General features: G+C 68.0%; 11 protein-coding genes. 7 read left to right on the top strand and 4 right to left on the bottom strand.

Features of this window, described 5'->3' with window-relative positions; all coding sequences use genetic code 11:
* Nucleotides 1-63: 63 nt before the first annotated feature.
* From FRZ61_RS20575 to FRZ61_RS20565, 3 genes are all read right to left on the bottom strand, one after another.
* Nucleotides 64-1341, bottom strand: a complete 1278-nt coding sequence (locus FRZ61_RS20575; protein ID WP_151119495.1) for a metal-dependent hydrolase family protein — start codon at nucleotides 1339-1341, stop codon at nucleotides 64-66.
* Between the two features lie 100 nt (nucleotides 1342-1441).
* Entirely contained in the window at nucleotides 1442-2221 is a 780-nt protein-coding gene (locus tag FRZ61_RS20570; protein ID WP_151119494.1) for an alpha/beta fold hydrolase, read from the bottom strand.
* Nucleotides 2218-3123 carry a fumarylacetoacetate hydrolase family protein gene (locus FRZ61_RS20565; protein WP_151119493.1) on the bottom strand — a complete coding sequence of 302 codons (906 nt, stop codon included), beginning with the start codon at nucleotides 3121-3123 and terminating at the stop codon, nucleotides 2218-2220. Before FRZ61_RS20565 ends, FRZ61_RS20570 begins: the two co-directional genes overlap by 4 nt.
* A 158-nt stretch (nucleotides 3124-3281) precedes the next feature.
* Here FRZ61_RS20565 and FRZ61_RS20560 point away from each other — a divergent pair, with 158 nt between their 5' ends.
* A complete protein-coding gene (locus FRZ61_RS20560; protein ID WP_191909128.1) occupies nucleotides 3282-4031 on the top strand; it encodes a FadR/GntR family transcriptional regulator in 750 nt (249 codons plus the stop codon).
* Nucleotides 4032-4074: 43 nt separating this feature from the next.
* Here FRZ61_RS20560 and FRZ61_RS20555 read toward each other — a convergent pair whose 3' ends face one another.
* Complete coding sequence (locus FRZ61_RS20555) at nucleotides 4075-5970, bottom strand: ABC transporter permease subunit (protein ID WP_191909127.1); 1896 nt, start codon at nucleotides 5968-5970, stop codon at nucleotides 4075-4077.
* A gap of 173 nt (nucleotides 5971-6143) precedes the next feature.
* Here FRZ61_RS20555 and FRZ61_RS20550 point away from each other — a divergent pair, with 173 nt between their 5' ends.
* From FRZ61_RS20550 to FRZ61_RS20525, 6 genes are all read left to right on the top strand, one after another.
* Nucleotides 6144-7016 carry an SMP-30/gluconolactonase/LRE family protein gene (locus FRZ61_RS20550; RefSeq protein WP_151119490.1) on the top strand — a complete coding sequence of 291 codons (873 nt, stop codon included), beginning with the start codon at nucleotides 6144-6146 and terminating at the stop codon, nucleotides 7014-7016.
* 348 nt (nucleotides 7017-7364) lie between these two features.
* Nucleotides 7365-8234, top strand: a complete 870-nt coding sequence (locus FRZ61_RS20545) for an SMP-30/gluconolactonase/LRE family protein (protein ID WP_151119489.1) — start codon at nucleotides 7365-7367, stop codon at nucleotides 8232-8234.
* 27 nt (nucleotides 8235-8261) lie between these two features.
* On the top strand, nucleotides 8262-9317 hold the full coding sequence (locus FRZ61_RS20540) for a LacI family DNA-binding transcriptional regulator (RefSeq protein WP_191909126.1): 1056 nt from the start codon (nucleotides 8262-8264) through the stop codon (nucleotides 9315-9317).
* Nucleotides 9318-9437: 120 nt separating this feature from the next.
* A complete protein-coding gene (locus FRZ61_RS20535) occupies nucleotides 9438-10571 on the top strand; it encodes a sugar ABC transporter substrate-binding protein (RefSeq protein WP_151119487.1) in 1134 nt (377 codons plus the stop codon).
* A 93-nt stretch (nucleotides 10572-10664) separates the two neighbouring features.
* The gene (locus FRZ61_RS20530) at nucleotides 10665-12254 is read left to right on the top strand and encodes a sugar ABC transporter ATP-binding protein (protein WP_151119486.1); all 1590 of its coding nucleotides are present in this window, start codon (nucleotides 10665-10667) and stop codon (nucleotides 12252-12254) included.
* A complete protein-coding gene (locus FRZ61_RS20525) occupies nucleotides 12254-14329 on the top strand; it encodes an ABC transporter permease (protein WP_151119485.1) in 2076 nt (691 codons plus the stop codon). Before FRZ61_RS20530 ends, FRZ61_RS20525 begins: the two co-directional genes overlap by 1 nt.
* Nucleotide 14330 lies beyond the last annotated feature (1 nt).

Below are 14330 nucleotides of genomic sequence, written 5' to 3'. Positions count from 1 at the left end.
GAGGGGGAGCGAGCGTCGCGCCGGCGGCCCGTCGGAACGCATCGCTGTTGCCGATCCCAAGCCTTAGACCGCGACGCGCGCGCGGCTCGGCTGCATATCGGGCGAGCGGAAGAACTCGCCGTCCTTCATCACGGCCAGGATGCGGTTGCGGTCCTGCAGGATGCGGATATTGGCGACCGGATCGCCGTCGATCAGCAGCATGTCGGCGAGATAGCCGGTCTTGATCTGGCCCAGCTCGCCCGGCCGGCCCATGATCTGCCCGCCATAGCGCGTGGCAGCGATCAGCGTCTCGATCGGGCTCATGCCGAGCATGTCGACGAAATATTCGAGATCCTTGGCGTTGGCGCCGTGCTTGGTCCAGGCGAAGCCGTAATCGCCGCCGGGGAGCACGCGGATGCCCTTGCGGTGCATCTTGCGCATGGTCTCGATCGCGATATGGAGCTCGCGCTCATAATAGATGCCGAGCGGCGAATCCGGCTTGATGCCGAAGGGACCGGCATTGCGCGCCGTGTTGACGAGCCAGCCCAGGCCCGGCGCCACGAAGAACTTGTCCTTGTGCTGCGCCAGCAGGTCGATCGTCTCGTCGGTGCAGTAGGAGGCGTGATAGATGATCTCGATGCCGTGCTTGATGCAGAGCCGCACGGATTCGTCGGAACGGGCATGGGCGCAGACGCGGATGCCGCGGCGCTTGGCCTCGGTGACGGCCATGACGATCTCTTCCTCCGCCATCGGCGTTTCCTGCGCCTTGGTGTCGGTCATCTCCTCGCCGGAGAGATTGAGCTTGATGAGATCGACGCCGTATTTGATGAACATGCGCACGGCCTTGCGCATCTCCTCGGGGCCCGTGACGACCCAGCCGAAGGACATCTCGGGCGCGTCCACATGGGGCGGGTTGGTGTCGCCGAGACCGCCCATGGTGGCGATCTCCTGGCTGTTGGCGAGATAGCGCGGACCGGGGATCTGGCCGGAATTGATCGCGTTGCGGATCACCACGTCGAGCCGGGGCTTGGCCGCCGCGGCGCCGACGCAGGAGGTCCAGCCCATGTCGAGATAGGTCTTGGCCGAGCTCGCCGCGAGCAGCGTGTGCTCCTCGGGCGGCATGCGGAAGATCGCGTCGAGGCTGGCCGCGTTGTTCCAGGAGAAATGCGTGTGGGCCTCGGTCATGCCCGGCATCAGCGTGCAGCCGGCGCCGTCGATGACCGTGTTGCCGTTGACCGGCACGGTGCGGCTGCCGCGGCCCACATGCTTGATGCGGTTGCCCTGGACCAGCACCTCGCCGGTATAGGGATGCTCGCCGGTGCCGTCGAAAATGCGGACGTTGGTGAAGAGCACGTTACTCATGGTCTCGTCCCTCCCGGGGGTTGGCCCGGCCTCCCTGTCCCTTGGAACGGGATCTTGGCGGAAGCCTCAGGCGATCGATCCAGCCGTTCAGTTCAGTCGGTCAGCGCTGCGCCGCCAGGAAGTCCTTCATCAATGCGTTGACCTCGGCGGCGGCTTCGAAGGTGGTCCAATGGGCGATCCGCGGCAGCACATGGACGCGGGCCCCCTTGATGCGGTCGGCGATCGTGCGCGCGATCGAGGGCGGCGCCACGGGATCGTTCTCGCCCGCGATCAGCAGCGTGGGTGCCGTGATCCGCGTCACGTCGGCGGCCTCGACCGCGGCCAGCGCCTCGCAGGTCGCGGCGTAGCCTTGCGGGCATTGGCGCATCAGCGATTCGCGCGCGGCCGCGAGCGCCACCGGATTGGCCTGCTTGGAATGGGCGGAGACGGCGCCCGCCAGCACCGCGTCGGCGATGTCGGCCATGCCTTCGGCGCGCGCCTTGGCGGCGCGGTCCTTGAGGCCCTGGCGGCCCTGGTCGGGCGGCGCCAGGAGCGGCCCGCAGAGCGTGAGGCTGCGCACCAGCCGCGGCTCGGCGATGGCGATCTTCTCCAGGATGATGGTGCCCAGCGAATGGCCGGCGAAATGGGCGCGCTCGACGCCCAGCACCTTGGCCATGCGGATCAGGCTGTCGGCGAAACCGTCGACCGAGAGCGGTCCGGCGCCCAGCGGGCTGCGGCCCGAGCCCTGCAGGTCCGGGCGGATGATGCGGTAGCGGCCGGCCAAGATGCCGAGCTGCGGCGTCCAGGTGTTGGAGCTGCCGCCGAGCCCATGGACCAGGATGATCGGGTCGCCTTCGCCCTCGACCTCGACCGCCATGCGCTCGATGGTCTGGGTGCTCATGCCGCCGAGCCCGCGCGCCGTTGCGCCTGGAACTCCTGGACCTCGTTCTCGATCTGGCCGATGCCGCCGATCTCGACCCGGACCCGGTCGCCGGGCTTGAGATAGCGCGGCGGGTTGAAGCCGATGCCGACGCCGACCGGCGTCCCGGTCGCGATCAGGTCGCCGGGCAGGAGCGTGATGCCGGCCGAGAGCGTCTCGATCAGGGTCGGCACGTCGAAGATCAGGTCGCGGGTATTGGCGTTCTGCCGCAGCTCGCCATTGACCCAGCAGCGCACGGGCGTGTCGGCGAGGTCGATCTCGTCGGCCGTGACGGCGCAGGGGCCCATCGGGCAGAAGCTGTCCTGCGACTTACCGATCAGCCACTGCTTGTGCTTGGCCTGGAGGTCGCGGGCGGTCACGTCGTTGACGATGGTGTAGCCCCAGACATGGGCCAGGGCCTCGGCCTTGGCGATGCCGCGCCCGCCCTGGCCGATGATGACGCAGAGCTCGGCCTCGTAATCGACCGCGGCCGAGACCCGGGGCTCCATCAGGATCGGGTCGTGGGGGCCGGTCACGGTCTCCGGCACCTTGGTGAAGATGATGGGGGCGTCGGGGACGGCGCCGGAGGCGGCCGAGGAATCGAACCCGCTCCGGGCGAACTCGTGGGCGTGCTCGTGATAGTTCTTGCCGACGCAGAAGATGTTGCGCCGGGGGTGGGGGAAGGGCGCCACCAGCCGGACCCCCTCCAGCGCCACCGTGACATCCGCCAGCGGCAGGACCCGGCCGGCGAGCCGGGCCTCGATGATGGGCTGGAGACCTTGGGCGGCTTCGGCGTCGGTCAGGCGGTAGGGGCGGACCCGGTCTTCCTGCTCCAGGATGCCGACACCCCGGCGGCCTTCACGCTCGAAAACCACCAGCTTCACCGGCATCCTCCCTGGATTTGAACCATTATTGAACCATTGATCCAATTGTTGTCTAATTCTGCATCGCAGGTGGGCAGAGTCAAGAGGCAAACTGCCTATTTTTTGGGCTTGCAATGCAGCATTTAATGGTTCAAAGTTGGTTCAAAGGATCAAATACCATGACAACACACGGTCAGTCTGCGCGCTTACAAACCGTCACCGAAGAGCTCCGCAACCAGATCGCCTCCGGCGGCTGGGCGGCAGGCCGGCAGGTCCCGCCCGAGCGCGCCCTGGCCGAGCAGTTCGGCCTCGCCCGCAACACCCTGCGGCGGGTGCTGAAGCTCCTGGAGGACGAGGGTTTGCTCGAGCGCCATGTCGGGCGCGGCACCTTCGTCCGCTCCCCCTCCGACGGGAAGTCCAACGGGACCAATGGCCATAACGGCCATAACGGGAACGGTCATGCCCTCAACGGGAGCATGAGCGGCGACCTCACCACCAAGCTCCGGGGGGCGAGCCCCGCGGACCTGATGGAGGTCCGGATCATCATCGAGCCACAGATGGCGGCCCTGGCCGCCAGCCGGGCCACGGCCGAGGACATCGCCCAGATCGAGCAGGCCCTCAAGCACTCGATCGCGGCCAAGGGCCTGGCCGAGTTCGAGCATTGGGACGCCCAGCTCCACCTGACCATCTTCAAGGCCGCCAAGAACGCGATCCTGATGGCCTGGTGCGAGGCGATCAATGTCGTGCGCAACGAGCCCGACTGGTACCGGCTCAAGAAGCGCAGCCTGACGCCCGAGGTCCGCAACAGCTACGACCGTGACCATACCGAGATCGTGGCGGCGCTGAAGGAGCGCGACCCCGAGGCGGCCCGCAAGGTGCTCTACCGCCACCTGACCCGGGTCCGGGATTCGCTTCTGGCGCTGGGCTGATCCTGTCTCTTTCAGCCCCCTCCCTGCGGGAGGGGCGGGGTTTTCATGATCGCTCGCGCCTTGCCGCCGGCAGCAGGGCCTGAAGCCGGAAGAAGGGCTTGAACTCCTTCTCCTGCCACGCGACCGCGAGCAGCAGCAGCGCGGCGAAACCGATCAGGCGGAACTCGAAGGACCAGCCGGCCGCGATCAGCAGGCTGTCGAGCGCCGTGATCAGCAGGCTGGCCCCGATGCCCGCGAGCAGGCTGCCGCGGCCGCCCATGAAGGAGATGCCGCCCAGCACGGCCGCGACGAAGGTCGGCGTCAGGTAGGTGTCGATGGTGCCGAGCTTGTACTGCCCGGCGAAGCCCGCCATCGCCAGCCCGAACAAGGCCGCCATGACGGCGCTCAGCCAGTAGGCCGCTCGCTGCCAATGCGGGCCATGGCGGTCGAGCCACCAGGCCGATCCCAGAGCCAGCGGCACCGCGAACCAGACGACCGGCGGCAGCCCGCCCCAACGCGTCGTGGCGAGCCCGGTCAGCATCGAGGGCGCGAAGCCGGTCGGCGATTCCACCACCAGCGCATCGGCCACCGTCAGCAGCAGCCCGCCCAGCGCCAGTCCCAGCACCACGATGCCGCGGCGCAAGCGGCGCGCCATGCGGCCCTGGAGCGCGCCGATGAGGATCGCGACGATGAGGATCACCGGCACCGACAGCGGCAGGAGATCGTTCAGCCCCTGCGACAGCGTCACGATGCCGATGCCGGCGAACGCGACCAGGGCCGGCATGGCGAAATCGAGGCCGCCCGCGCGCATCACGGCACCCTGCCCGACCACGAGCAGCGGCAACAGGCTGGCGATCGTCAGCAGGTCGCGGTTGGCGGGCTCGATGAAGAGCAGCACCAGGATCGACAGCAGCCCCAGCGCCAGCATCGCGAGGCCGCTGTTCGTGGCGGGCGGGTCGGGCAAGGGCGGCGGCATGATCGCGCTTTGCGGCCGCAGCCGGACCAGCGCGACGCAGGAGGCGAGGCCCAGCAGCAGCCAGAAGGCATCGAAGCCGCTCGAGAGATAATCGTCGAGCCCGATCGGCAGCATCAGATTGCCGGTGGCCGAGACGACGAGCGCGCCCAGGAGCGATCCCGGCACCGAGCCCGCGCGCAAGCCCGGCACGCCGCCGCCCAGCGCCACCGCGGCATAGATCTGCAGCAGCAGCGGCGCCCCCATCACCAGGTCGACCGAGCCGACCTGGGCCGCGAGGAAGACGCCGGTGGCCCCATAGCCGAGGCCCGCGATCGTGTAGGCGAGCATGCGCCAGCGCGCGGTGGGCAGGGCGAACTGCTGGGCCAGTCCCGGGCGATGGCCCATCGCCGCCAGACCGCGACCGAGCGACGACATCTGCAAGGCGATGCCGCCGGCGCAGAAGACGAGGATCAGCAGCAGGGGCAGCCACCAGGACCCCAGATCGAGCGCGTCCTGCAGGATCGAGGAGGCACCGGTCGGCGCGGGCGCGTTCGCGGCGAGATACTGCGCCAGGCTCGCGACGGCGACGCTGGTCGCGAAGGTGACGGCGATCGTGGGCAGCCGGGCCTGCCCGATCAAGGTGCCGTTGACGGCGCCGACGGCGGCGCCGAGCGCAAGCCCCACCACGATCCAGAGCAGCGCATCCGTGCCGCTCGCGATCGGCGCGATCGCGACCACCGCGTTCACCAGGAGCGCCGTCGAGCCCGCGGCGAGCCCATGGCCGCCCGCGAGCACCGGCAGCGTCTGTGTCATTGCCGACAAGGCGAGCGGTGTCGCCGCCATCAGCCAGATCGCGATATCGGCGGCACCCAGCGGGCGCCGGCTGGCCGCGTGCCAGGCGAGCAGCAGCCCCAACAGCAGCAGCGCCTCGACGAGGAGGATGAAGCGATCCTCGCGGCGCGGTGCGAGCCGTAGCAGACGACGACGGACGGCCCCGGCATTCATGGCTGCCATCCTGACGCGCCGGCCGGCAGGGTTTCCACTGCAAAGCGTGGCTGGCCCGTTCTTTACACGCCCTCGGCGCCTCGCCTCTTGCAGGTAAATTTTACACGCTGCTTAGTAAGGGCCGCATCGAACGCCGGCGAACAAGGCGTCGGCAGCCAGGGAGGAATTCGGTCATGGACATCAAGGTGCTCGTCGACTGCAAGACGATCCTGGGCGAGGGCCCCTTGTGGGATGTCGAAGAGCAGCGGCTCTATTGGATCGACAGCTTCGGCAACAAGGTCTGGCGCGCCACGCCCGAGGGCAAGGAGATCCAGACCTGGGACGTGCCGGCGAAGATCGGCTCGATGGCGCTGCGGCGCAAAGGCGGTGCCGTGCTGTCGCTCCAGACCGGATTCCATTTCCTCGATTTCAAGACGGGCAAGACCGAGCTCATCCACGATCCCGAGCCCGACAAGCCCACGACCCGCATCAACGACGGCAAGGTCGACAAGAAGGGCCGCTTCATCGCGGGCTCCATGGACATGATGGAATCAGGTCCGATCGGCGCGCTCTATCGCCTCGATCCCGATCTCTCCGTGCACAAGCTCGAGGACGGCATCATCTGCTCCAACGGCCCCTGCTGGAGCCCGGACGGCAAGACCTTCTATTTCGCCGATTCCTGGTCGGAAGCGATCTCGGTCTATGACTACGATCTCGAGACCGGCACGCCCTCGAACAAGCGCACTTTCTGCTCGGTCAAGGGCACCGGCGGCGCGCCCGACGGCGCCACGGTCGATGCCGAGGGCTATGTCTGGATGGCGCTGGTCTATGCCGGCGAGATCCGCCGCTACGCGCCCGACGGCAGGCTCGACCGCACCATCAAGATGCCGGTGCTCAAGGTGACGAGCGTCAATTTCGGCGGACCCAACCTCGACATCCTCTATGTGACCTCGATGGCGAAGCCGCCGCTGCCGCGATTCCCGGAGGACGGGCCGCTCGGCGGCAGCCTCTTCGCCATCACCGGCCTCGGCGTCAAAGGCGTGCCCGAGCCTCGCTTCGCCGGCTGACCTTCCTTCCATCGCCATTGCGCAACTGCGGCGAAGGGCCGGCCGCCGCTGCGCGCGGCCACCCGCGATTCCGCTTATCCGGCGTGGCTTTAGGTAAACGATTGCCAGCTTTTCAGGCATTGCTGCAATGCCATAGCCGGCCGGATTCCCGATTTTGGGAATGGCTTGGGCAAAAACAAGGCAGTGCTGATGATATCTTGACCAGGCTTTTGCCTTGATGGCAGGCTTTTCCGATCAAAAAAGCGGCGGCGCTTTCTTTCCGGCTTGGATCCGGGGCGAGGCGCAAGACCGAAAAAGGAAAACCTTTTCCCTCGGGCCCGACGGGGAAAAGGACCAGGGGAGGCAGGCATGGTCTCGATCGAGGTGCTCGTTCCGGCGCGGAACGAGCTGGGCGAAGGCCCGCTTTGGGACGTCCAGGAGCAGCGGCTCTATTGGATCGACAGCCTCGGCAAGTCGATCTGGCGCTGCGACGCCGTCGGGCGCGACGTGCGCTGGTGGCCGGTGCCCGAACATATCGGCTCGATGGCGCTGCGCGAGAAGGGCGGCGCGGTCGTGGCGCTGCGCAACGGATTCCATTTCTACGATTTCGCCACGGCCCGCGCGACGCCGATCGCCGATCCCGAAGCCGACCGTCCCAACACGCGCTTCAACGACGGCAAGGTCGACCGACGCGGCCGCTTCGTGGCCGGCACGATGGACTACGAGGAGAAGCGCGACAATTGCGGGCTGCACAGCCTCCATAGCGACGGCCGCACGCAGCAGCTCGACGAGGGCATCATCTGCTCCAACGGCCCCTGCTGGAGCCCGGACGGCAAGACCTTCTATTTCGCCGACACCTGGAAGAAGACGATCTACGCCTACGACTACGATCTCGCCACCGGGGCTGCGACCAACAAGCGACCCTGGGTGGTGACGAAGGACCCGGGCGCGCCCGACGGCTCGACCGTCGATTCCGAGGGCTTCGTCTGGAACGCGCAGGTCTATGGCAACCGCATCGTCCGCTATGCGCCGGACGGCCGCATCGACCGTGAGATCGCGTTCCCCGTGGGCAGCCTCACCAGCGTGATGTTCGGCGGGCCCGATCTCGACATCCTCTACGTGACTTCGATGGCGCGCGCGATCAACGGCGTGCCGCCCAAGGAGGCCGAGGCGGGTCATCTCTTCGCGGTCAAAGGGCTGGGCGTGCGCGGCCTGCCCGAGCCGCGCTTCGCCGGCTGACGGGAAACGGGCGAGGCGGGGATGGCAATGCCACGTCCTCAGAACGGCGGACCGATCCGCGGCGTAAGGGGCTCGCGCCCCTCCGGCAAGGTCACGATCGAGCATGTGGCCGAGAAGGCCGGCGTCTCGATCGCGACCGTCTCGCGCGTCCTCAACGGCATCGACAAGAAGGTCTCGGGCGAGACCATCGAGCGGGTCCGCTCGGTCATCGCCGAGATGGGCTACCGCCCGACGCGGGTGGGCCGCGCGCTGCGCCGGCTCGAGAGCCATCTCGTCGGCATGCTGATCCCCGATACCACCAACGCCTTCTATGCCGCGATCGCGCATTCGGTCGAATCGGCGCTCAGGGCCGATTCGACCGCGATGATCCTCTGCAACACCGCCGAGAACCCCGCGGTCCAGGATGCCTATCTCGAGGAGATGGAGGGCCATCTCGCCCGCGGCATCGCGCTCCTCGGCGCCGTGCCGAGCCCGGGCCTCGAGCGGCTGGTGGCGGCGGCCACGCCGCTGGTCTTCATCAACCGCAAGCCGCCCATGGCGGGCGGCGGGCCCTTCGTCGGCATCGACAACTACGCCGCCGGCCGCGAGATCGGCCAGCATTTCGTCGAGCGCAACTATCAGCGCTGCGCGGTCATCCACGGGCCCTCCGGCTCCTCCGCCAGCCGCGAGCGCTTCGAGGGCTTCCGCGACGGGCTCGCGGCCGCGGGCGTTCGGCTCGACGATCGCGGCGTGCATGAGGCGGCGCTCACCATGTCGGCGGGTTATTCGGCCGCGGTCGAGCTGCTCGACCGCCAGCCTTTGCCGCGCGCGATCTTCTGCGGCAACGACCTGATCGCCTATGGCGTCCATCGGCGCTGCCGCGAGGTGAACCTGCGCGTGCCGGCCGACGTCGCGCTGTTCGGCTTCGACGACAACCCGCTCAACGAGTGGCTGGCGCCCTGGCTCAGCACCGTGCATGTGCCCTACGACCAGTTCGGTCCGGCGACGCAGCGCGTGTTCCAGCGGCTATGGGACGCGAAGCCCGGCATCCGGCAGCACCAGGAGCTGCTGCCCTATCGTCTCGTCTTCCGGTCGTCCGCATGAGGGGTGATGCGGCCGTCCGGTGATCGGCGTTGGCTACCGCTTTGCTATCGGTACGACTTGGCTATCGCAGACCAGAGGCTACCCCAATCGATCGCAAGAAGAACCAATGGGAGGAAAACAATGCGCATTTCGATCAGACGAGCGTTGACGGGCCTGGCAGGCGCCCTGGCCCTCGGGCTCGGATTGGCGTCCCATCCAGGCGATGCGGCCGCCGACAAATACAAGATCTATCTGAGCATGAGCTTCATCGGCAACGACTGGCAGGCCGAGGCGGCCAACATGGTGAAGGCCATGGCGGCGCACAAGTCGCTGGCCGACAAGGTCGACCTGCAGATCCAGGTGGCGGGCCCCAACGCCCAGCGCCAGATCCAGCAGATCAACTCGATGGTGCAGGCGGGCGCCCAGGCGATCGTCGTGTTCCCGATCTCGCCGACCGCTCTCAACCAGGTGGTGAAGAGCGCCTGCGACAAGGGCGTCATCGTCATCGCCTATGACGCCGAGATCACCGAGCCTTGCGCCTACAATGTCCATATCGACCAGCTCGAGGCGGGCCGCGTCACCGCGGAGTGGCTGGCGAAGAAGCTCAACGGCAAGGGCGACATCGTGATCCTGACCGGCGTGCCCGGCACCTCGGTCGACACGCAGCGCACCCAGGCCGCGAAGGAGGTCTTCGCGAAATATCCCGACATCCACATCGTCGCCGAATCCGTCGGCATGTGGAGCCAGGCCGTCGCCCGCACCGAGCTCTCGAAGATCCTGGCCACCCGCGGCTGGGACAAGATCGACGGACTCTGGCTGCAGGTCGGCTGCTACACGGCGAACTCGATGCAGGTCGAGGCCGGCATCAGCCCCGACAAGCTGAAGCCTTGCGCCGGCGAAGGCTCGAACGGCGGCCGCATCCAGATGCTGCCGAACGGCACCGAGGTCGAAGGTGCCAACGCCACCTACACGCCGATGAACGCCCCGCGCATCTCCTACGCCTCGCCGCCCTATTCGGGCGCCTTGGCGCTGAAGCTCGCGGTCGAGAAGCTCGAAGGCAAGGACATCCCGAAGCTGACCGTCCTGCCGCTGCCGCTCGTGACCAACGACACGATCAAGCTCTGCAAGGAAGGCACCTGGGACGAGATGAAGGCGGGCTGCAACGCCTTCCAGCCCTCGCTGGTGCCGAATCCGGGCTGGTTTGCCTCGATCTACTCCGAACACACCCCCGAGGTCGGCCTGCAGGGCGCCCTCGTCGGCCAGTCGGAGAATTGATCGCCTGAGACGACAAGGCCGGGACGGACGGGTCGCGGACCCGTCCGTCCCGGATTTCGCCTCGATCAGCCGAACCGGAGAACCCGACCGCCCATGGATCCGACCCAGCCCGCGATCGCCATCCGCAATGCGCGCAAGGCCTTCGGCGCCACCGTGGCGCTCGACGACGCCAGCTTCGAGGTGGCGCCGGGAACGGTCCATGCGCTCCTGGGCGAGAACGGCGCCGGCAAATCGACCATGGTCAAGATGCTGAGCGGGCTGCTGAAGCCCGATGCCGGCGAGATCAGGGTCTTCGGCCAGGATTGCCGCCTGGCGAGCCCGCGCGACGCCCATCGCCTGGGCTTGCAGACCGCGTTCCAGGAGATGACCCAGGTGCGCGACCTCACCGTCGCGCAGAACATGCTGCTGCCCTACGAGCCCATGGGCTGGTGGGGCACCGTGCGCCGGCGCGTTGCCGAGCAGACGGTCAAGTCCCATCTCGAATCGCTGGGCCTCGGCGCGATCGATCCGCGCGACGAGGTGCGCGACCTCGACCTGCCGCTGCGCCAGAAGATCGAGATCGCGCGGGCCGTGCTGCGCCGGCCGCGCATCCTGCTCCTGGACGAGCCGACCTCGACCCTTTCCGGCCGCGACATCGACTGGCTGGGCGATCTGATCGCCCGGCTCAAGGCCGAGGGCACCACCATCGTCTTCATCTCGCACCGCATGCCGGAGGTGCGCCGCTTCTGCGACAGCCTCACGGTCCTGCGCAACGGCAAGGATATCGGCACCTCGAAGGTCGACGAGATCAGCGACGACGAGGTAATCCGCATGATCATCGGCCGGTCGCTGGCCTCGACCTTCCCGCCGCGCGAGGCGCCGCAGAAGGTCTCGACCGTGCCGGCGCTCGCCGCCCATCGGCTCAAGACGGCGAGCCGGCTCACCGACGGCTCCTTCGTGCTGGCCAAGGGCGAGGTGCTCGGCATCGCCGGGTTGCAGGGCATGGGTCAGCTCGAGCTCTTCCTCGCCTGCTTCGGCATGGCCCGGCTGCAATCGGGCCGGATCGAGGTCGAGGGCAGACCGCTCTCGCTGGTCTCGCCCAAGGACGCGGTGCGCGCGAATATCGGCATCAGCCTGGTGCCGGAGGACCGCAAGACCGAGGCGCTGTTCCTCAAGCTCGACGGCTTGCGCAACGTCTCGCTGCCGATCATCGACCGCTTCACCCGCTTCGGCTTCATCGACACGGCGGCCGAGCGCGAGGCGGTGGGGCAGGTGCTCGACCGCGTCCAGGTCCAGCCGCGCGCCCTCTTCACGCGCATCTCCGCCTTCAGCGGCGGCAACCAGCAGAAGGTCGCCATCGGCAAATGGCTCCTGGCGGAGAGCCGCACGTTGCTGATGTACGACCCCACGCGCGGCGTCGATGTCGGCACCAAGCACGAGCTCTATGTGCTGATCCGAGATTTCGCCAAGGCGGGCGGTGCCGTGCTGTTCTACTCGACCGAGATCGCCGAGCTGGTCAATCTCTGCGACCGGGTGCTGGTGATGTACGGCGGCCGCATGGTGCGCGAGCTCGCCGGCGACGAGATCTCCGAGGAGGCGATCATGCGTGCGGCCCTGGGCGACGCGCAGGGGCGCAACGGCCAGGGGGCTGCCGCGGAGGCCGATACCGGCCCCCGGCCCGTGGCGGCGGGGAGCCTGCACTGATGGCGACGCTGGCGATCAACCGGGGCCGCGCCTCGCGCGTGACGGTCTCGCTCGCGCGCCACCGTGGCCTCCTGATCGTGACCGCGGTGTTCCTGGCGCTGCTTTTCTTCATCATGGCGATCACGCCGGGTCCCTTCAGCTATTTCGAGGTCAGCTTCATGTCGAGCGGCAGCGCGAGCCTCGCGCTGGCGGCGATGGGGCAGACCGTCGTGATCCTCTCCGGCGGCTTCGACCTCTCGGCCGGCGCCGTGGTGTCGCTGATCAATGTCGTGCTGGCGACGCAGATGCAGGACACGGTCGGCTCGCAGGTTCTGATGGCCGCCGTCGCCATCGGGCTGGGCGCTGCCGTCGGCGCCTTCAACGGCTTCTTCGTCGCCTTCGCCCGGCTGCAGCCGATCGTGGTCACCCTTTCGACCATGTTCCTGGTGCGCGGCGTCACGCTGCTGATCCTCGACAAGCCGGGCGGCATGATCGCGCCCGGCTTCTCGACCTTCTTCACCGGCGACGCCATCACCGGCATCCTGCCGGCGCCGATCGTCCTGCTCCTGGTCGCGGCCGCCGTCTGGTTCCTGATCAAGAATTCCCGGTTCGGCACCGGTCTCTATGCCGTGGGCAGCGACGAGGAGGCGGCGCGCTCGGCCGGCATCCGCGTCCGTTGGGTCAAGTTCTTCACCTACACCATCGCCGGCGGCTTCTATGGCGCGGCCGGCATGTTCATCAGCGCCCAGACCGGCGGCGGCGATCCCCTGATCGGCAATCCCGTGCTGCTGCAGACCTTCACGGCGGTGGTGCTGGGCGGCACCTTGCTTGGCGGCGGGCGCGGCGGCGCCATCGGCTCGATCATCGGTGCCTATACCTTGACGCTGATGGTGAACATCCTGCTGGTGCTGAACGTCTCGGCCTACTACTCCTCGGTGACCGAGGGCGTGGTGCTGGTGCTGGCCGTGCTGGCGGGTTCGCTCAACCGGCAATCGCCGATCGCGCGCTATCTCTACCAGCTCCGTATCAATCTCAAGGCGCGCCAGGAAGGGTCGCTCGCCTCGCAGCTGGCGAAATCGCGAAGCGCGCCGCCCCTGGCGCCGCGCGCGGCCGCGAAATCGCACGCCGCGGCCGAATACCAGAAGGTTCCCTGGTACCGGCGCAATGCCGAGCTGCTGCGCTTCGTCATGCCCGCCTATGTCTGCCTGATCCTGGTCGTCATCGTCACGCAGTTCGTCTATGGCGGCCATACGATCTTCAGCTGGAAATACTACGACTCCCTGATCGTGCTCGGCTCCTTCCTGGCGATCCTGGCGCTGGGGCAGGGCGCCACCATCCTCACCGGCGGCCTCGATCTCTCGATCCCCTGGATCATCGGCTTCTGCGGCATCATCGCCGCGGGCTTCATCCGCGGCTCCGACGAGGCGGCACTCTGGGTGATCCCGGCCGTGCTCGTGATCGGCACGCTGATCGGCGCCTTCAACGGGCTGGGGGTGGTGCTGCTGGGGCTGCCGCCCATCGTCATCACGCTCGCCACCAACGGCATCCTGCAGGGCTTCGCGCTGGTCTACAGCAACGGGACGCCGGACGGCTTCTCCTCGCCCACGCTGCGCTGGTTCATGACCGGTTCCATCCACGGGGTGACGCCGGTGGTGCTGCTGGTGATCCTCTTCGTCGCCTTCGCCCTGCTGCTGCTGGGGCGCACCGCCTTCGGCCGGCGCGTCTATGCCATCGGCAACAGCGCGCGGGTGGCGACGCTCTCCGGCGTCGGCGTCGGCGGCACGCTCATCGGCGTCTATGCCCTGAGCGGCTTCTGCGCCGCCCTCGTCGGCATCCTGCTGACCGGCTTCAGCGGCCAGGCCAGCCTCGGCATGGGCGACGAGTATCTGCTGCCCTCGATCGCCGTGGTGGTGGTGGGCGGCACGCTCATCACCGGCGGCCGCGGCCACTATGCCGGGATGCTGGGCGGCGTGCTATTGCTTACCGCCCTCCTGACGCTGCTGGCGGGCACCACGCTTCCGCACGCGGTGCGGGATATCATTTTCGGCCTGGTCGTGCTGGGCGCCGTGCTGGCCCTGCGCGAACGGACCTCGTGAA

It is taken from the genome of Hypericibacter adhaerens (assembly GCF_008728835.1).
GTDB classification, from domain to species: domain Bacteria; phylum Pseudomonadota; class Alphaproteobacteria; order Dongiales; family Dongiaceae; genus Hypericibacter; species Hypericibacter adhaerens.
This window is presented reverse-complemented; position numbering and strand designations above follow the sequence as displayed.

Excerpts from the sequence above, each read along its gene's own strand:
- FRZ61_RS20530 (WP_151119486.1), top strand. The coding sequence starts at position 10,665 with ATGGATCCGACCCAGCCCGCGATCGCCATCCGCAATGCGCGCAAGGCC.
- FRZ61_RS20525 (WP_151119485.1), top strand. The coding sequence starts at position 12,254 with ATGGCGACGCTGGCGATCAACCGGGGCCGCGCCTCGCGCGTGACGGTC.
- FRZ61_RS20540 (WP_191909126.1), top strand. The coding sequence starts at position 8,262 with ATGCCACGTCCTCAGAACGGCGGACCGATCCGCGGCGTAAGGGGCTCG.
- FRZ61_RS20535 (WP_151119487.1), top strand. The coding sequence starts at position 9,438 with ATGCGCATTTCGATCAGACGAGCGTTGACGGGCCTGGCAGGCGCCCTG.
- FRZ61_RS20555 (WP_191909127.1), bottom strand. The coding sequence starts at position 5,970 with ATGAATGCCGGGGCCGTCCGTCGTCGTCTGCTACGGCTCGCACCGCGC.
- FRZ61_RS20560 (WP_191909128.1), top strand. The coding sequence starts at position 3,282 with ATGACAACACACGGTCAGTCTGCGCGCTTACAAACCGTCACCGAAGAG.
- FRZ61_RS20570 (WP_151119494.1), bottom strand. The coding sequence starts at position 2,221 with ATGAGCACCCAGACCATCGAGCGCATGGCGGTCGAGGTCGAGGGCGAA.
- FRZ61_RS20575 (WP_151119495.1), bottom strand. The coding sequence starts at position 1,341 with ATGAGTAACGTGCTCTTCACCAACGTCCGCATTTTCGACGGCACCGGC.
- FRZ61_RS20550 (WP_151119490.1), top strand. The coding sequence starts at position 6,144 with ATGGACATCAAGGTGCTCGTCGACTGCAAGACGATCCTGGGCGAGGGC.
- FRZ61_RS20545 (WP_151119489.1), top strand. The coding sequence starts at position 7,365 with ATGGTCTCGATCGAGGTGCTCGTTCCGGCGCGGAACGAGCTGGGCGAA.